We start from the raw sequence: 16,457 nt of genomic DNA, 5'->3' as shown, positions 1-16,457 counted from the left end.
GGCCAAAAGCGGGTCCGGTCAGCGAGCCGGGTGCGCAGTGCCTTGCGCAGCGGTGGCCAGCGGGTGCGCTATCCCGCCATCGCCGTAGCTGCCCACCACGTGGGCGATCACCACTTGGTAGCCCTTGAGCCAGCGCGCCTGCTGCCGCTTGGCCTCTATATGCGCAGGGTGGCGCATCAGCTCTTGCAGCGCCTCCCAGGTCTGCCAGTAGTAGACGTTGGAGACCAGGCCTGTGGCGGGGTTCTCCCAGGCCTCTTCGCCCAGGTAGCCGGGGATGGCGCGGGCGATCTCGGCGATCCGGCCGTCAAGGGCATGGAACTGCGCGTCGTATTCGCCCGGCGCGAAGGTGAAGGTGGAGGTGTACATCGATGGTTGGCAACCTGTGTGAGGGTGGCTGGCGCTAGATGCGCGGCGCCGCATCCATGGCGCCGGCCAGCGGCTCCTGTCCGCGCTCGCGCAGCGCGCCGATGGCGCCTTCCAGGTCGAGGGCCTGCCGGTTCTGGCTGAGCTTGGCCTTGCCCTCCAGGCGGGTGATGCGGATCTGCAGGCCGACGATGGCCTGCAGCATGCCGTCGATGAATTCACGCGGCGAGTCGGACATCTTCCAGGGCTGGGCCTGCGATGCCTCATGGACCCGGGTGAGCCGGCCGACCAGGCCGCGCACGAATCTCTCGTCGTCATGGATGCTGATTTGCCCGTGCACATGCACGGCCTCGTAGTTCCAGGTGGGCACCAGGCGGTGCGTCTCGTGCTTGCTTGGATACCAGCTGGGCGAGATATAGCCTTCGGCACCACGGAAGACGACCAGCACCTCGGCGCCGTCGCGGCACTGCTGCCAGATGGGATTGGCGCGGGCCACATGGGCGCTCAGCGTGCCCATCTCCCCTGGGTCCGCATCCAGCAGGAACGGCAGGTGGTTGGCGTCCAGCACGCCGTTGGCCTGGGTAACGAGCGTACCCAGGGGGTAGCTGCGGATCAGGCCGTGCAGGCTGCCGGAATCGGTGAGGGAGAAATGGGCGGGCGTGTACATGGAGCTTGGTGCAACGGTGGACCGGCATCGGGGGAAACAGGACTATCCACCATCCCTGGCACAATGAAAAATCCAGTTTCGTGATTTTTTGGAAGACCAGTTGAAGTCCCATTTCGCCGCCGATACCGGGGCTGCGCCCAGCGCCCGCCGCATCCACGAATGGCTGAAATCCCAGATGGCCGACGGCAGCCTGGCCGTGGGCGCACGCCTGCCTTCCACCCGCGCGCTGGCGCTGGACCTGGGTGTGTCGCGCACCACCATCACGGCGGCCTACGAGCAGCTTGCGGCCGAGGGCTATCTGGAGACTGCACAGGGCGCCCGGGCGCGCGTGGCAGCTGGCGCGGAGCAGCGCAGCCGCGCGCCCCGCATTGCGGCTGCGGCGCAGGATTGCCGATCCCGCCTGTCTTCCTATGGACGGCGCGTGGATGCGCTGGCGCAGGCCCAGCCCGCTCGCGCCTGGGATGAAGGGCCTGCCGTGATCGACTTTCTGTACGGCGCCCTGGCCTTTGATGACTTTCCCACGCTGGCCTGGCGGCGCGCCTACAACCGCGCCATCGTGCAGCGCCAGTCTTCCCTGTCCTACGACGCGCCCGAAGGCGAGCCGGCGCTGCGCATGGCGCTGCAAGGCTATCTGCGAAGGGCGCGGGGGCTTGTCTGTTCGGCCGATCAGATCGTGGTGGTGCAGGGCTCGCAGCAGGCCATCGACCTGTGCGCGCGCGTGCTGGTCGATCCGGGCGAGACCGTGCTGATGGAAGAGCCCTGCTACCTGATGGCGCGCCGCGTGTTCGAGGCCCAGGGCGCATGCCTGCAGGAAATGGCCGTCGATGAACAGGGCCTGGATACCTCGGCGCTGGCCGGGCGCCAGGCGCGTCTGGCCTATGTCACGCCCTCGCACCAGTTTCCGCTGGGCGGCGTGCTGCCCATAGGCCGCAGGCAGCAACTGCTGGCCTGGGCGCGCGCCACGGGTGCCTGGATTCTGGAAGACGACTACGACGGCGAGTTCCGCTACGGGCTGCGCCCCATCGACGCCCTGCAGTCCATTGACGAGGTGGGTTGCGTCATCCATGTCGGCACCTTCTCCAAGGCATTGTCCCCACAAATGCGCATGGGCTACCTGGTGCTGCCGCCGTCCCTGGTGCCCATTTTCCGGGAAGCCCGTCGGCTGGCCGACCGGCATGCGCCGCGCCTGGACCAGCTGGTGCTGGCCGCGCTGATCGAGGACGGCAGCTACGAGCGCCATGTGCGCGCCGCCCGCCGCCGCAACGAAGGCCGGCGGGCGGCATTGCTGCAGGCGCTGGAGCGGCACCTGCCGGGTGCGGTGCAGGTCGAAGGTTCGGCCTCCGGCCTGCATGTGGTGGCCTGGGTGCCTGCCGTGCACCAGCGCGATGAGATTGCCCTGGTTCGTCTGGCGCGAGAGCGCGGCGTGGGCGTGCGCCCCATCTCGCCGCTCTATGCGGCCGGTGACGCCCATCGCCGCCAGTCCTGCGCCGGGCTGGTCCTGGGCTATGCGAGCCTGCAGCCGCAGGCCATCGAGCAAGGGGTGCGCAGGCTGGCGGGCGTGGTCAGGAGGTGGCAGGCCCGGCCCGCAACGCAAAAAAGCCCGTGACCGGCTTCCGGATCACGGGCTTTGGGTCGCATCGCCCCGAAAGGCACTGCGGCGAATACCGTTTTACTGCTGCTTGACCGCCTCGATGGACATCACCAGGCGCACTTGCTTGGGGAAGCCGTAGTCCACGCCGTAGTTCACGCCGAAGGCGGTGCGGTCGATCACGGCCTCGAAGTCGCCGCCGCAGGTCTCGCGCTTTTGCAGCATGGCGTTGGGGTAGCAGGTGAACTTGTTGGCCTTGATGGTCACGGGCTGGGTCTTGTCCAGGATGGTCAGCTGGCCGGTGACTTCCTTGAGCTTGTCGCCGTCGAAGACGAACTTGTCGGAGACGAACTTGGCCTGGGGGAACTTGGCCACGTTGAAGATGTCGGCGCTCTTGAGGTGCTTGTCGAAGGCGGCGGTGCCCGAGCTCAGCGAGTCCATTTCCAGCACGACTTCGACCTTGCCGGCCTTGGCGTCACGGTCGAATTCCACGGTGCCGCTCTTCTTGTCGAAGCGCACGCGGTTGGTCGAGGCACCGTTGTGGTCGATCTCGAACGTGGCGAAGGTGTGCGTCGGGTCGATGGCGTAGGTTGCGGGAGCCGCCTGGGCAGCGGTGGCGAACAGGCCGGCAATGGCCAGGGCAAAAACGGAAGTGCGCATGAAAGAACTCCTAGGTTGGGGTTGCACGAAACGGAAAAGAAAACGGCCAATCCTGGGCAAGAGTGCCGCTTACAGCTTGCCCACGCCGGTCAGGGCCAGCTTGAATTGCACCTGGACCTCGTCGGCCACCATGGAGGTATCGCCCCATTCGCCTTCGCCGATCTTGAACTGCAGGCGCTTGAGCGGCAGCGTGCCGGTGGCCGTGGTCGTGGTGCCGGACTGTGCCAGTTGCACGGGAATGCTCACGTTCTGGACCTGGCCCTTGATGCTGAGCTTGCCGTCCACCTGGTACTTGCCGCTGCCCAGCGCCTTGACGGCCGTGGAGTCGAAGACGGCCTGCGGGAATTTGGCGACATTGAACCAATCGGCCTTGGGCAGCTCGGCATCGGTTTCCTTGGCGCCCATGGTGGCGCTGCCGGTGTCCACGGTGAAGCGGATCTTGCTGGTGTCGGGCTTGGCCGTGTCGAACTGGACCTGGGCGTCGAATTTCTTGAAGTGGCCCTGCAGGGGCACGCCCATCTGCTTGGCCGTGAAGTTCACGGCGCTCTGGGCGGGAACGAGCTTTTGCTCGGCCAGGGCCGCCTGGGAGGTCAGGGCCGCAGCGGCCAGGGCAATGGTGGTCAGCGTGGCGGAAAAGCGCATGGCAGGACTCCTTTGGGGGTCGGGAAACATTCGATCGGGGATGGCTGGGGCGCGCGCAGCGCGGTGCGCAGGCCCTGGCTGGGGGAGAAAACTCAGGCGCGGCCCGGCAGCATGCGGGAGATGAGGCCGTCGCGGTCGATGAACTGGTGCTTGAGGGCGGCGCCCACATGCATGGCGATCAGCGCGACCAGGGCCCAGGCCGCCCAGCCGTGCAGGGGCTTGAGGGTCTCCGCCAGCTCGGGGCTTGCGCTCACGAAGTCGGGCAGGGGCAGCACGCCGAGGAAGACGATGGGAAAGCCGGCCGCCGAGCTGTAGGCCCAGCCCAGCAGGGGCACGGCAAAGAACAGCAGGTACATGGCGTGGTGGGTGCCGTTGTGGGCCCAGTGCTGCCATTGGGGCATGGCGCGGGCCACGGCGGCGGGCAGCTCGGGCGGGCGATGGGTGATGCGCCAGACCAGGCGCAGCAGGCTCAGCGTCAACAGCGTGACGCCCAGCCACTTGTGCCAGTTGTAGAGCTTCAGGCGCGAGGGCGAGAACGGCAGGCCTGTCATGTACCAGCCCAGGGCCAGTGCGGCGATCAGGCCCAGGGCCAGCAGCCAGTGGGCAGCCATGGCCACGCCGTTGTAGCGCGTGGCTTTGGAGGAGGATTTTGCTGGCGCGTTGGCGCGGGCTGAGGACTCTGTCATGGATGGCGGCAGGCTTTGGAACCGTTCAGGGCCCCTGCAAAGGGGCCCTGGATGGCAAGAAAGGGTGCGGTGCGCTCTGCGTGGACTTCGTGCACTGCGGACAACGTGCAGTGTAGGAAGCGGCAAATCCAAAAGAGTTCAGCGGTATTGACGGCTCGATTCAAAAAAGATGAAGGCTCGCCGTGCCGCGCGGAGGGCTCAGGGCCGGGTCGGATCGGCGGGCAGCACGACCACGGCCTGCGCTGCCTGCTTCCAGGCGGCAGCCGCTGCATCGGCATCGCCGCGGTGCTCGGCCATCAGGGCCAGGCGCTGCCAGGCGCGGGTGCGCAGTGCGCTTTCCTGCAGGTGGGGGGCTGCGCGCAGCAACAGCTGCTGGGCCTTGCCCCAGAGCTGGCGCTGCACGCATGCCATGCCGGCCAGGTATTGCAGGCGGGCTTCGCGCGGATGGGCATTGCTGGCCGCCTCGATGCGAGCCAGCCAGGCGCCGTCCAGGCCGTCCAGGCAGGGCTCCAGCACCTGGACCAGGCGCGGCAGGTGGGATTCGCTGCGCGGGCCTGCGTGGGACAGCAGGCGCTCCCACACGGGCAGCAGCCAGGCACGGGCCTGCGCGGCCTCGCCGCCCAGGGCCATGAGGCGCGATGCGGCCGGCAGCGCAATCTCGGGCATGGCGCGCTCTTCCGTGTCCAGCGACAGCCAGAAGTGCTGCAGCTGCGTGGTGTCGCGTGCCTCGTTGATGCTCTCCAGCACCAGGCCGCGCACCACGCTGGCGGCGGCCGCGGGCGAGAAGGCGCGGTGCTTGGCCAGCAGGCGCGCCGTGTCCAGCGCCGTCGATGTCTGGCCTGCCAGGCGCGAGGCCTTCAGGCGGATGCGCAGCGCGATCGTGCGGCGTGCCGCGCCCTGGGGCAGTTCGGCCAGGCGGCGCAGTGCGTCGGATGCGTCGCGGTCGTCCAGGGCCCAGCGCGCGGCGCGCATCTGTGCGCCTTCGCGCATTTCCTGCTCCTGGGCGTTGCCCTGGGCCGGTGCGTTGGCCAGGACCTCACGCCAATGGTGGTCGCGCTGCTGGCGGTCCTGCAGGGCATGGGAGGCATCGGCGGCCACCATGTGGGCGGCGGCGCGCAGCCGCATGCCGTGCGGCACGGCGGCATGGGTCTCGGCCAGGGACTCTTCCATGGCCAGGGCCGCCAGCGCGGACTTGCGTGCGCGCAGGAAGCGGCCGGCCTGCTGGTGCGACAGGGCTTCCAGCAGGCTGTGGTGCATGGCGCGCTCTTTCTGCTGGCTGCGCCAGCGCCGCGCCTGGTGCGGCATCTGCAGCAGCGCGGCCAGCGCGCGCAGCGCGGCATACAGCAGCACGAAGGCCAGCACGATGATGGCAATGGCCAGGTTCAGTGACAGGTCCAGGCGGTAGGGCGCCCAGAACAGGGTCACCGTGCCCTGGTTGGAGCCCGCGAACAAGGCGGCCGCAACGGCCATGCCGAACAAACCGATCAACCACAGTGCAGCGCGCATTCGTCTGTCTCCCGGCTGCTCAGCGGCCTGCGGCGGCTGTTGCCAGCGCCGCCAGGGTTTCTTGCAACGCCGGCTGTTCGGTGGTGCGCAGATTGGCCTGGATCTGTTGCAACTGGGCCTGCACGATCTGGGTGCGCCGCGCGGCAGGATCAAAGTACTTGTTCACGGCCATCCCGGAAGCTGCCAGGTCGGCCCGCGCCGCATCCCACTGGCGCGACAGCAGGGCCAGGCGCGAGTTCAGCAGCTTGAGCTTGAGGTTCTCGCGCAGGAAATAGGCCTGTTCCGGCGCCAGCAGGATGGCGTCCGGGTGGTCTATGCGGCTGACGCGCAGCAGGTCCTGGGCTTCTTCGCGCACGGCCGTCCAGCCGCGCTCGCCCCAGGATTGCCACCAGCGCCATTCGGTGGGGCTGCCCTCGATGGGGGCGGGCTCGGGCTGGCGGGCCGCCTGGCCGGCCACGCCGCGATGGCGGCTGGCGCGGGGCTGAGCCACGGCGTTGAGCAGGGGCATCTCGTCGACCAGGCGCACCAGGTCCTCGATGCGCGTGAGCAGGCCGGCGGTGTCGGTCACGCTCATGCGGGCCAGCCGTTCCAGGTCGCGGTCCAGCGCGCGCATGACCGGGGCCAGCCGGGGCTGGGCGGCGCGTTCAATGCGCTGGCGGGCGTTCTTGAGCGTGGCCACCAGCGGCTGCAGGCTGCCGGACAGCTCGGCCTGCTGCTGTGCCAGGCGGATGGAGGATTCGATGTCCACCACCAGGTTTTCGTCGCGCGAGCGCGACATGCTTTGCAGGAGTTCGTCGAGCTGGGTGCGCTGCAGAGACAGCTCGGCAATGCGCGCCTCCATGACCGAGGTGCGCGCCGCGCTATCGCGGGCCAGGTCCTGGGCATCGCGTGCCAGGGTGCGGGCCTCGACCGACTGGGAGCCGGACTGCGCGGACTGGCGCGCCAGCTGTTCCTGGATATTGCCCAGGCGCTGCCACAGCATGCCGCAGGCAATGAGCGCCGCGACGGCCACGGCGCCCACGCCGTAGACCAGGGCCGAGGAGCCGCCGCGCAGTTCTGCAGCGGGGCTGCTTTGGGCGGAGCCGGCTGCGAAGGCTGCTGCGGAGGATGCGGGCGTTAGGTCCTGCGGGGTGGGGCGGTCTTGCGCTGCGTCGGAACTCATGGCGACGATTCTATCGACGCAACCACGTCCTCCAGAGCGGGCCGGCATTGCTTGACATCTCCGAATCCCATGTGTCTTGCCTGGGCAGCGATTCGCTCGTGCGTAGCGAGCGCTCGCGCTTTTTGCCACGATTGGCTCGGCAGGAGCTGTTGCAGGTTGGCAACGGATTCGGCGCTGCTGAGCAGCCACAGCGTGCCATCTTCGGCCGCCAGGCGTGCCAGTGCCGTCTGGGCTGCATCCCAGGCAGGCAGTTCGCGCTGGTACACGGCCAGCATTTCGACCTGGGCACCTGCCTCGCGCAGTCGGGCGGCCAGCCAATCGCGGCCGGCGCCTGCCGTGGCCGGCACGGTCCTGGGCGCTCCTGCCTGGCTGTCGCCGCGCACGATGAGCACGCGGTCGCCCGCATGGATCTGGTCATGCACGCGCTGCCATAGCGTTTCGGATTCGAACTGGGCGGCGTCCGGCGGCGGGCCGTCGATCTGTGCTGGCGCAATGCCCAGGGCCAGCAGCGCCCGGGCCGTGCCGGGGCCGGGCGTCCAGGCGCGCGTGCCGGCAGGAAGCCGCGCCGGTTCGGCGCCGAAGAAATGCTGGACGGCGTTGCCGCTGACGAACATCACGGCGCGGTAGCCCGGGCCTTCGCGCAGCGCGTTGCGGGCGGCCTGCAAGGCCTGTTGCGTGGCCGCATCGCGGCAGGGGCCTATGGCCATCAGTGCCAGCGCCTGCGCCGGAAGGCCCCGGGCCTGCAGCGCATCCACCCACGCGGCCGCGTCATGGGCCGGGCGGGTGACGAGTACGCGTGGCGGCATGTCGGGCCTGGCGCCTAGAGCTTGGGGGCCGGCTGGGCGCCCGCCGCCTGCAGCAGCGCAGCCACGTGCTGGCCCAGTGCGTCGGCACTGGCGAAGTCGGTGACGGTGGCATCGGCGTGCACCTGCACCAGCGGCAGCCGGCCTTCCGGGTCTCCCCAGGCTGCGTCCAGGCGCAGTTGCTGGCCGTCGAAGGTGCCGTGCGCCGCCAGCGGCATGGAGCAGCTGCCGCCCATGCAGCGGCTGACGGCGCGCTCGGCGGTCACGGTCAGCCAGGTGGTCTGGTGGGCCAGCGGGGCCAGGGCGTCGATCAGGTCCTGGCGGTCGGCGCGCACCTCGATGCCCAGCGCGCCCTGGCCTGCGGCAGGCAGCATGCCGGCGGGCTCGAACCTGGCGCGGATGCGGTCAGCCAGGCCCAGGCGCATCAGGCCGGCAGCGGCCAGCACGATGGCGTCGTAGTGGCCTTCGTCCAGCTTGCGCAGGCGGGTGTTCACGTTGCCGCGCAGCGGCTCTATCCTCAGGTCGGGGCGCAGGGCCTGCAGCAGTGCCTGGCGGCGCAGGCTCGATGTGCCGACGACGGCGCCCTGCGGCAGCTCGGCCAGCGCGGCGTAGCGATTGGAGACAAAAGCGTCGCGCGGGTCTTCGCGTTCCATCACGCAGGCCAGCACAAAGCCTTCGGGCAGCTCCATGGGCACGTCCTTGAGCGAGTGCACGGCGATGTGGGCGCGTCCTTCTTCCAGCGCCACTTCCAGTTCCTTGACGAACAGGCCCTTGCCGCCCACCTTGGACAGCGTGCGGTCCAGGATCTGGTCGCCCTTGGTGGTCATGCCCAGCAATTCCACTTCATGCCCCCGGGCGCGCAGCAGTGCCTGGACATGCTCGGCCTGCCACAGTGCCAGCTGGCTCTCGCGCGTGGCGATCACGATGGAGTGGGGGATCAGTGGTTTGGTATTCATCAGGAGCCTCGGGGGGAGCGCGGGATGCTAGCATGCTGCGCCGCAGTAAACCCGGCACCAGGACCGAAGCCCAAGCAAACCGATACGCTGACCGATTCCAGGAGATTCGTTGATGGCCACCGCCCCCCGCAAGAGCAATGCGCGAGATGACAGGCGTGATGACAAGCCTGTCCGCAAGACGGACAAGGACCTGCCGCTGATCGAGGACATACGCCTGCTGGGGCGCATTCTGGGCGATGTGATCCGCGAGCAGGAAGGCGTGGCGGCCTTCGAGCTGATCGAGCAGGTGCGCCAGCTGTCGGTGACCTTCCGCCGCGATGCCGACGAGACCGCCGACCGCGCGCTCAAGCGCCTGCTCAAGGGCCTGACCACGGACCAGACGGTGAGCGTGATCCGCGCCTTCACCTATTTCAGCCATCTGGCCAACCTGGCCGAGGACCGCCACCACATCCGCCGCCGCGCCGTGCACGAGCGCGCGGGCAACACGCAGGAAGGCAGCATCGAAGTGGCGCTGGCGCGGCTGCGCTGGGCCGGCATCTCGGCCGGTACCGTGGCGCAGACGCTGGCCAGGAGCTATGTGGCGCCCGTGCTCACGGCCCACCCCACGGAAGTGCAGCGCCAGAGCATCCTGGTGGCCGAGCGCGACATCTCCCAACTGCTGGCCGCGCGCGAGGACATCGTGGCCCGCGCCCAGCTGTACAACAGCGCCAAGGACGCGCTCACCCCGCGCGAACTCGAACGCAACGAGGCCCAGCTGCGCGCCCGCGTCAGCCAGCTGTGGCAGACACGCCTGCTGCGCTACTCCAAGCTCACCGTGGCCGACGAGATCGAAAACGCGCTGTCCTACTACGAAGCCACCTTCTTGCGCGAGATTCCCAAGCTGTATGCGCAACTGGAGCAGGAGCTGGGCAACACCCTGCCCGTGCACAGCTTCCTGCGCATGGGCCACTGGATCGGCGGCGACCGCGACGGCAACCCCAATGTCACGGCCCAGAGCCTGGAGCTGGCGCTGTCGCGCCAGGCCGACGTGGCGCTGCGCCACTATCTGCGCGAGGTGCACTACCTGGGCGGCGAGCTGTCGCTGTCCCAGCGCCTGGCCGATGTCACGCCCGAGATGCAGGCGCTGGCAGAGCGCTCGCCCGACACCAACGAGCACCGCTCCGACGAACCCTACCGCCGCGCGCTCACCGGCATCTACGCGCGCCTGGCCGCCACGCTCAAGGTGCTGACCGGCGGCGAGGCCGCGCGCCATGCCGTGGCGCCGCAGAACGCCTATGCCTCGCCCGAGGAGTTCCTGGCCGACCTGTGCGTCATCGACGACTCGCTCAGCCGCAACCATGGCGAGGTGCTGGCGCCCCAGCGCCTGCGTCCGCTGATGCGCGCCGTGCAGGTTTTCGGCTTCCACCTTGCCACCGTGGATCTGCGCCAAAGTTCGGACAAGCATGAGGAGGTGGTGGCCGAGCTGCTGGCCACCGCGCGCCTGGAGCCCGACTATTCGGGCCTGCAGGAAGACGCCAAGTGCGCCCTGCTGGTGCGCCTGCTGGAAGAGGCGCGGCCGCTGCGCGTGGTGGGCGCCGACTATTCCGAGCATGCGCGTGGTGAACTGGCCATCTTCGAGGCCGCGCGCCGCCTGCGCGCGACCCTGGGCGCCGAGGCGATACGCCACTGCATCATCAGCCACACCGAGTCGGTCAGCGACCTGCTGGAAGTGCTGCTGCTGCAAAAGGAGGCGGGGCTGCTGCGCGGCACGCTGGACGACGGCGCCGTCTGCGACGTGATCGTCGTGCCGCTGTTCGAGACCATCGGCGACCTGCGCAGCGCCGCGCCCATCATGCGGCGCTACTTCCAGCTGCCCGGCGTGGCGGCCATGGTGCAGCGCAGCGGCGGCGAGCAGGACATCATGCTGGGCTACAGCGACAGCAACAAGGATGGCGGCATCTTCACCAGCAACTGGGAGCTGTACCGCGCCGAGATCTCGCTGGTCGAGCTGTTCGATGATCTGGCCGACAGCCATGGCATCAGCCTGCGCATGTTCCATGGCCGCGGCGGCACGGTGGGCCGTGGCGGCGGCCCCAGCTACCAGGCCATCCTGGCGCAGCCCCCGGGCACCGTGCGCGGCCAGATCCGGCTGACCGAGCAGGGCGAGGTCATCGCCTCCAAGTACGCCAACCCCGAGATCGGCCGGCGCAACCTGGAGACCCTGGTGGCCGCCACGCTGGAGGCCACGCTGCTGCAGCCGACCAAGCCGGCCACGCGCGCCTTCCTGGACGCGGCGGCGTTTCTGTCCGAGGCCAGCATGGGCGCCTACCGCGCCCTGGTGTACGAGACCCCTGGCTTCACCAGCTACTTCTTCAGCAGCACGCCCATCCGCGAGATTGCCGAGCTGAACATCGGATCGCGCCCGGCTTCGCGCAAGCCCTCGCAGAAGATCGAGGACCTGCGCGCGATTCCCTGGGGCTTCAGCTGGGGCCAGTGCCGGCTCACGCTGCCGGGCTGGTACGGCTTCGGCGCGGCGGTGCAGGCCTTCATCGGGCAGCCGGGCAAGGATGGCAAGGCCCAGCTGGCCCTGCTGCAGAAGATGTACCGCCAGTGGCCGTTCTTCCGCACCCTGCTGTCCAACATGGACATGGTGCTGGCCAAGAGCGACCTGAACCTGGCCTCGCGCTATGCCGACCTGGTGCCGGACGCACGCCTGCGCCGCCGCATCTTCAGCGCCATCGAGGCCGAGTGGCACAGCACCGTCGATGCGCTGGCGCGCATCACGGGCGACAAGCAGCGCCTTGCCCACAACGAGGCGCTGGCGCGCTCCATCCGCCACCGCTTTCCCTACATCGATCCGCTGCACCATCTGCAGGTGGAGCTGGTGCGCCGCTGGCGCGGCGGCCAGACCGATGAGCGCATCAAGACCGGCATCCACCTGTCGATCAATGGCATTGCGGCCGGCGTGCGCAATACCGGCTGATCGAGGGCGCGAGCGGGCCGGGAGGCCCCTCGCGCCGCCATGCGCAGGGCGCCGGCCGGCCGCCGTGTAGGATGTGCTTCGGACAGGGGCGCATGACTCCTGCCGGGAAGTGAAGGGTGGGAGCTTATGGGCAACAAGACGCCATGGCCGGGGTTCCCGGACATGCAACTGTTCCTGACGCAGCGCCTGGCCAGGCTGGCCGGTGCCAACTCCATGCGGGCCATACGCGAAGGCCTGCTCTGGCTGGTCCCATGCCTGCTGGTCTCGGCCCTGTTTCTCATACTGTCGGCGCTGGCGCAGATGTCCGGCCAGCCCGAGCCCGTGGTGCAGCTTCTTGCGGGCCTGCATGCGCAGATCGGCAGCATCCTGCCGCTGCTGGTGGCCGCCTCCATCGGCTACATGCTCTCCATACGCCACAGGCTGCCGCGCCTGCCGGTGACCTTTCTGTGCTTTGCCCATGTGCAGATGGCCATCTTCCTGCTGCGCGAGCATCCGCGCGCGGCCGCCACGCTGGTGCTGTTCATCGCCATAGCCTCGCCCCTGATCACCGTGCCGCTGATGGCCAGGCTCAGCGCCATGCGCTGGACGCGCATTGCGCGCACGGGCTTTGTGGGCGAGAACGTACGCGAGGTGATGAACCTGGTCGTGCCCGGCTCCATCGTCGCGCTGCTGCTGGTGGTGCTGCTGCTGGGCCTGCAGCAGGTGCTGCCCGATATCACCCAGGCCGAACTGCCGCTGGCCATCGCCACCCCCGAGAGCCCCTATCGCAGCGGGCTGACGCTGACGCTGCTCAATTCCGTGCTCTGGTTCTTTGGCGTGCAGGGCTACTACGCCATGCAACCCTTCTTCCAGGTGCTGGACCAGGCCGTGCTGGCCAACGCCGCCGCCGTGGCCAAGGGGCTGGTGGCGCCCTGGGCGCTCAACGGCGGCCTGATGGGGTCCTTCGTCTTCATCGGCGGCTCGGGGGCCACGCTGTCACTGGCGCTGGCCGTGCTGCTGTTTTGCAAGGGGCGCGGCCTGCACATGCTGGCGTTGGCCGCGCTGCCCATCTCCCTGCTCAACGTCAACGAGATCCTGCTGTTCGGCCTGCCGGTCATCCTGAACCTGCGCCTGCTCGTGCCTTTTCTGGCGGTGCCCGCCATCAACCTGGTCGTGGCCGTCACGGTGGTGCAGGCCGGCTGGGTGGCTCCGGCCTCGATGGTGCTGCCCCTGACCGCGCCCGTGGTCTTCAATGCCTACGTGAGCACGGGCGGCGACATGGGCGCCGTGGTGCTGCAACTGGCGCTGACGGTGTTGGGGGCGCTGGTCTATGCGCCTTATGTGCGCTCCATCGACCGGCTGGGCCAGGACGATGGCGCCATCGTGCTGCGCGCGCTGGACACCACGTTCTCCCGGCTGCCCGAGGAGGCGGGCCTGGTCACGCGCGATCCGCTGGTGCTGGCGCACGAGACCCAGGCCCGGCGCGAGACCATGCTGTCCCATATCCGCCGCATCAGCGAGTACGAATTCCACCTGGAATTCCAGCCCCAGGTCTCGCACCGCAGCGGCTTGTGCCTGGGCTGCGAGGCCCTGTTGCGCGCCCACGATTCGCAGGGCAGGCTGCAGCAGCCCGGCGGCTTTCTGCGCTGGCTGGGTGATGCCGGCCTGATGCGCGAGGTCGATCTGTGGGTGGCGGGCGCTGCCGTGCGCCAATGCCGGCTGTGGCGCCAGCACGGTTTTTCCCTGCCGATCAGCATCAATGTCACGGGCGCCACGCTGACATCGCCCGAGTACTGCTCGCGCCTGCTGATGCTGCTGGCGCAGGCCAGGGGCCAGGTGGGCGTGGAGATCACGGAGGAAGCGCTGGTGGGCGATGTGGAGGCGATCCGCAAGGCCATAGGCCAGATCCACGCGCTGGGCGCCAAGGTGGCCATAGACGACTTCGGCACCGGCTTCTCGTCCATGAGCTACCTGCACCAGTTCGACGTGGATGCCATCAAGATCGACCGCAGCTTCGTCGTGGCCAGCGGTCATGCCAAGGGCGCGCTGGTGCTGGACGGCCTGCTGCGCTTTTGCGAGGCGCTGCAGCTGAACGTGGTGGCCGAAGGCGTGGAGACCCAGGCGCAGCTGCAGGCCCTGGGCTTCGAGGGCGAGCTGCTGGTGCAGGGCTGGTACTTCAGCCGGGCCCTGCCGGGAGAGCAGTTGCCGCAGTTCGCCAGCGACTGCGCCGCCAGGGCAGGCGGCGAGACGGTCTGAATCCGTGCTGGTGCATCGCTGCGGCGATGCAGGGGCTCAATGCAGCATCAGGGAGCCGGCGCTCTTGCTCTTGCCGGCGCGTGCGGGCGGATTGCACAGGCCGCACTGGTAGTGGCGCTCGTTCTCGTAGGGCTCGGTCACGAACTGGCCCTTGCACACGGAGCACTGGGTGCGGGTCAGCATCTGCGCATCGACAAACTTCACCAGGCGCCATGCGCGTGTGAAGGACAGCAGCGCCTCCAGCTCGGCGGCCTGGATCTGCTCGGTATAGAGACGGTAGGCCTTGGTCAGTTGTTCAACGGCATCCAGCTCGGCGCCCTTGGACAGGTATTCGTAGATATTCAGGAACAGCGAACTGTGGATGTTCTCCTGCCAGGTCAGGAACCAGTCGGTCGAGAACGGCAGCTGGCCCTTGGATGGCGACTTGCCGGCGATCTCCTTGTACAGGCGGATCAGGCGCTCGTAGGACAGCGTGGTCTCGGATTCGAGCACCTGCATGCGTGCACCCATCTCGATGAGCATGGCGGCACGCTCGATCTGCTTGGACTCGTTCAGGACACTTTTGACGGCGGTGGACATGGCGGGCTCCAGAGTTCTTCGGGCGGATCAGAGGACTTCGGAAACGCGGCTGGCCATCAGGATGTTGGCGTGCAGCGTATTGGTCGCACCGTTGCCGATCTTGTTGCTGCTGTGGTTGGTCAGCAAGCTCCAGACCATTTCGTCGTCCACGCGGAAGCTGGCGAGCAGGGTATTGCGCGAGGCCAGCTTCAGCACCTGGGCTGCCGACAGCGCGGCCAGCAGGTCGCAGGATTCTTCGTTCAGTCCCAGGCGGAACACCGCTTCCGCCTTGTCCTGGCGGATCAGGGTCTGGGCCAGCATCAGGTAAGTGAGGTTGGCTTCGCGGATTTCGGCAAGCAGCTGTTCATTGTTCATAGGACCATCCTTTGCATCTCGGCAGCCGCAACACCGGGGTAGAAACAAGATGTTCAACCTGTTGCGATCTGTTGGGATGGATTGTGGAGGAGGGGCCCTGGCCGTTGAAGTCGGGGCAGGTCTGCGCCGGATGTCTGGTTGTGAGACGGCGTTTGTAAGATTTACCTTACACCTGTAGCAAGGTTTGGATGACTCGATTTCGCTCGGCCTCTGGCGTCCGGGGGGCTGGGAACAGGCCGCTGCAGTGGTGTTGTTGCATGTCGGCCTTTTGACACAGTGCTGTCATTGTGCAGCCTCCCAGGGGCGGGCATAAGCCGAATTAGCCGCGCTCCACCGGCCTCTTCGGGTCACTGCACCACTCGCTCCAGCTGCCCGCGAAAAGCCGTGCCGGCGGCAGTCCTGCAATGCGCATGGCCAGCAGGTTGGGCAGGGCGCTCACGCCGCTGCCGCACTGGTGGACCACGCTGGCCGGATCGCGGCCGGCCAGCAGCCGGTCGAACTCGGCGCGCAGCAGGGCGGCGGGCTTGAAGCGGCCGTCGGCCGCAATGTTTTCGGTGAAGGGCCTGTTCAGTGCGCCCGGGATATGGCCGGCCACGGGGTCCAGCGGCTCGACTTCGCCGCGATAGCGTGCCGGCGCGCGCGCATCGACCACGGTCTGGCCTGCGCTGCCCAGTGCATCTAGCACCTGCTGTGCCGTCGCCAGCTGCTGCAGCGGCTCGTGCAGCTCGAAGTTGGACTGAAAGCGCGCGCTTTCCTCGCCCGATGCCACAGGCTGGCCTGCGGCCTGCCAGGCCTGGAGACCTCCGTCGAGCACGGCCACATCGCCATGGCCGGCCCACTGCAGCATCCACCACAGGCGCCCGCAGTAGTTGGCGCCGTTGCGGTCATAGACCACGGCCTGCATGTCGTTGGAAAAACCGATCTCCGACAGCCACATGGCAAACAGCTCGCGGCTGGGCAGTGGGTGGCGGCCGCCCGAGGCGGCCTGCTCGCTGGCCGCCACGCTGCCATGTGCGCCGGGCACGCCGTGTTTTGCGCTGAGGTCATGGTCCAGGTCGGCGAAGACGGAGCCGGGAATATGCGCCTGCAGGTACTGCGCCTTGCCGGCCGTGGGTTGGGCCAGGTCGAAGCTGCAGTCAAAGACCATCAGCGGACGGCCGCCGGACTGCAGCGCGGCCAGTTCCTGGACGGAGATCAGGGTCTGGTAGGAGGAGGTGTTGGATGTCATGGATGCGGAACTCCGAAAGCCAGCGCAGGCGGCGGTGCGCCTGCGGCAAAAGGTCCGATCCATTAT

General features: G+C 68.4%; 15 protein-coding genes. 3 read left to right on the top strand and 12 right to left on the bottom strand.

Features of this window, described 5'->3' with window-relative positions; genetic code table 11:
- Nucleotides 1–18: 18 nt before the first annotated feature.
- The gene (locus HFGMBDPB_RS20805; RefSeq protein WP_212646159.1) at nucleotides 19–366 is read right to left on the bottom strand and encodes an antibiotic biosynthesis monooxygenase family protein; all 348 of its coding nucleotides are present in this window, start codon (nucleotides 364–366) and stop codon (nucleotides 19–21) included.
- A 34-nt stretch (nucleotides 367–400) separates the two neighbouring features.
- The gene (locus HFGMBDPB_RS20800; protein WP_212646158.1) at nucleotides 401–1,030 is read right to left on the bottom strand and encodes an FMN-binding negative transcriptional regulator; all 630 of its coding nucleotides are present in this window, start codon (nucleotides 1,028–1,030) and stop codon (nucleotides 401–403) included.
- A gap of 100 nt (nucleotides 1,031–1,130) precedes the next feature.
- Between HFGMBDPB_RS20800 and pdxR the strand changes: the two genes are divergently transcribed.
- Nucleotides 1,131–2,636 carry a MocR-like pyridoxine biosynthesis transcription factor PdxR gene (gene pdxR, locus HFGMBDPB_RS20795; protein ID WP_212646157.1) on the top strand — a complete coding sequence of 502 codons (1,506 nt, stop codon included), beginning with the start codon at nucleotides 1,131–1,133 and terminating at the stop codon, nucleotides 2,634–2,636.
- Nucleotides 2,637–2,699: 63 nt separating this feature from the next.
- On the opposite strand, the gene HFGMBDPB_RS20790 is transcribed toward pdxR, so the two are convergent.
- The 7 genes from HFGMBDPB_RS20790 to hemC all read right to left on the bottom strand — a co-directional run bounded on the left by HFGMBDPB_RS20790 (nucleotide 2,700) and on the right by hemC (nucleotide 9,033).
- The gene (locus HFGMBDPB_RS20790; RefSeq protein WP_016448945.1) at nucleotides 2,700–3,278 is read right to left on the bottom strand and encodes a YceI family protein; all 579 of its coding nucleotides are present in this window, start codon (nucleotides 3,276–3,278) and stop codon (nucleotides 2,700–2,702) included.
- A 69-nt stretch (nucleotides 3,279–3,347) separates the two neighbouring features.
- Nucleotides 3,348–3,920 (bottom strand): YceI family protein, encoded by a 573-nt coding sequence (locus HFGMBDPB_RS20785; protein WP_047325854.1) that lies wholly within the window; start codon nucleotides 3,918–3,920, stop codon nucleotides 3,348–3,350.
- Between the two features lie 92 nt (nucleotides 3,921–4,012).
- Nucleotides 4,013–4,606, bottom strand: a complete 594-nt coding sequence (locus HFGMBDPB_RS20780) for a cytochrome b (protein ID WP_016452500.1) — start codon at nucleotides 4,604–4,606, stop codon at nucleotides 4,013–4,015.
- A gap of 198 nt (nucleotides 4,607–4,804) precedes the next feature.
- Entirely contained in the window at nucleotides 4,805–6,112 is a 1,308-nt protein-coding gene (locus HFGMBDPB_RS20775) for a heme biosynthesis HemY N-terminal domain-containing protein (RefSeq protein WP_016452499.1), read from the bottom strand.
- Nucleotides 6,113–6,131: 19 nt separating this feature from the next.
- Nucleotides 6,132–7,274 carry a uroporphyrinogen-III C-methyltransferase gene (locus HFGMBDPB_RS20770; protein WP_034348890.1) on the bottom strand — a complete coding sequence of 381 codons (1,143 nt, stop codon included), beginning with the start codon at nucleotides 7,272–7,274 and terminating at the stop codon, nucleotides 6,132–6,134.
- The gene (locus tag HFGMBDPB_RS20765; protein WP_212646156.1) at nucleotides 7,271–8,080 is read right to left on the bottom strand and encodes a uroporphyrinogen-III synthase; all 810 of its coding nucleotides are present in this window, start codon (nucleotides 8,078–8,080) and stop codon (nucleotides 7,271–7,273) included. The genes HFGMBDPB_RS20770 and HFGMBDPB_RS20765 overlap by 4 nt, the downstream gene beginning before the upstream one ends.
- Nucleotides 8,081–8,094: 14 nt before the next feature.
- Nucleotides 8,095–9,033: a hydroxymethylbilane synthase gene (gene hemC / locus HFGMBDPB_RS20760; RefSeq protein ID WP_016448939.1), complete on the bottom strand. Its 939-nt coding sequence runs from the start codon at nucleotides 9,031–9,033 to the stop codon at nucleotides 8,095–8,097.
- Nucleotides 9,034–9,145: 112 nt separating this feature from the next.
- Here hemC and ppc point away from each other — a divergent pair, with 112 nt between their 5' ends.
- Both ppc and HFGMBDPB_RS20750 read left to right on the top strand, forming a co-directional pair.
- Entirely contained in the window at nucleotides 9,146–11,995 is a 2,850-nt protein-coding gene (gene ppc / locus HFGMBDPB_RS20755) for a phosphoenolpyruvate carboxylase (protein WP_016452495.1), read from the top strand.
- Between the two features lie 126 nt (nucleotides 11,996–12,121).
- Complete coding sequence (locus HFGMBDPB_RS20750; RefSeq protein ID WP_212646155.1) at nucleotides 12,122–14,230, top strand: EAL domain-containing protein; 2,109 nt, start codon at nucleotides 12,122–12,124, stop codon at nucleotides 14,228–14,230.
- A gap of 36 nt (nucleotides 14,231–14,266) precedes the next feature.
- Here the strand turns inward: HFGMBDPB_RS20750 and flhC are convergent, their stop codons facing one another.
- From flhC to HFGMBDPB_RS20735, 3 genes are all read right to left on the bottom strand, one after another.
- Nucleotides 14,267–14,809 carry a flagellar transcriptional regulator FlhC gene (gene flhC, locus HFGMBDPB_RS20745; RefSeq protein ID WP_016448936.1) on the bottom strand — a complete coding sequence of 181 codons (543 nt, stop codon included), beginning with the start codon at nucleotides 14,807–14,809 and terminating at the stop codon, nucleotides 14,267–14,269.
- 27 nt (nucleotides 14,810–14,836) lie between these two features.
- Nucleotides 14,837–15,163: a flagellar transcriptional regulator FlhD gene (gene flhD, locus HFGMBDPB_RS20740; protein ID WP_012204159.1), complete on the bottom strand. Its 327-nt coding sequence runs from the start codon at nucleotides 15,161–15,163 to the stop codon at nucleotides 14,837–14,839.
- A 319-nt stretch (nucleotides 15,164–15,482) separates the two neighbouring features.
- Nucleotides 15,483–16,391 carry a sulfurtransferase gene (locus HFGMBDPB_RS20735; protein ID WP_212646154.1) on the bottom strand — a complete coding sequence of 303 codons (909 nt, stop codon included), beginning with the start codon at nucleotides 16,389–16,391 and terminating at the stop codon, nucleotides 15,483–15,485.
- Nucleotides 16,392–16,457 lie beyond the last annotated feature (66 nt).

Source organism: Delftia sp. PE138, from assembly GCF_018320755.1.
In the GTDB taxonomy this organism is placed as follows: domain Bacteria; phylum Pseudomonadota; class Gammaproteobacteria; order Burkholderiales; family Burkholderiaceae_C; genus Comamonas; species Comamonas tsuruhatensis.
Note: the sequence above shows the minus strand (reverse complement) of the source record. Positions and strands in the feature narration are given on the sequence as shown.

Bases quoted from the DNA above. Each gene is read 5' to 3' on its own strand.
- HFGMBDPB_RS20805 (WP_212646159.1), bottom strand. From the start codon at position 366: ATGTACACCTCCACCTTCACCTTCGCGCCGGGCGAATACGACGCGCAG.
- HFGMBDPB_RS20800 (WP_212646158.1), bottom strand. From the start codon at position 1,030: ATGTACACGCCCGCCCATTTCTCCCTCACCGATTCCGGCAGCCTGCAC.
- HFGMBDPB_RS20790 (WP_016448945.1), bottom strand. From the start codon at position 3,278: ATGCGCACTTCCGTTTTTGCCCTGGCCATTGCCGGCCTGTTCGCCACC.
- HFGMBDPB_RS20785 (WP_047325854.1), bottom strand. From the start codon at position 3,920: ATGCGCTTTTCCGCCACGCTGACCACCATTGCCCTGGCCGCTGCGGCC.
- HFGMBDPB_RS20780 (WP_016452500.1), bottom strand. From the start codon at position 4,606: ATGACAGAGTCCTCAGCCCGCGCCAACGCGCCAGCAAAATCCTCCTCC.
- HFGMBDPB_RS20775 (WP_016452499.1), bottom strand. From the start codon at position 6,112: ATGCGCGCTGCACTGTGGTTGATCGGTTTGTTCGGCATGGCCGTTGCG.
- HFGMBDPB_RS20770 (WP_034348890.1), bottom strand. From the start codon at position 7,274: ATGAGTTCCGACGCAGCGCAAGACCGCCCCACCCCGCAGGACCTAACG.
- HFGMBDPB_RS20765 (WP_212646156.1), bottom strand. From the start codon at position 8,080: ATGCCGCCACGCGTACTCGTCACCCGCCCGGCCCATGACGCGGCCGCG.
- hemC (WP_016448939.1), bottom strand. From the start codon at position 9,033: ATGAATACCAAACCACTGATCCCCCACTCCATCGTGATCGCCACGCGC.
- ppc (WP_016452495.1), top strand. From the start codon at position 9,146: ATGGCCACCGCCCCCCGCAAGAGCAATGCGCGAGATGACAGGCGTGAT.
- HFGMBDPB_RS20750 (WP_212646155.1), top strand. From the start codon at position 12,122: ATGGGCAACAAGACGCCATGGCCGGGGTTCCCGGACATGCAACTGTTC.
- flhC (WP_016448936.1), bottom strand. From the start codon at position 14,809: ATGTCCACCGCCGTCAAAAGTGTCCTGAACGAGTCCAAGCAGATCGAG.
- flhD (WP_012204159.1), bottom strand. From the start codon at position 15,163: ATGAACAATGAACAGCTGCTTGCCGAAATCCGCGAAGCCAACCTCACT.
- HFGMBDPB_RS20735 (WP_212646154.1), bottom strand. From the start codon at position 16,391: ATGACATCCAACACCTCCTCCTACCAGACCCTGATCTCCGTCCAGGAA.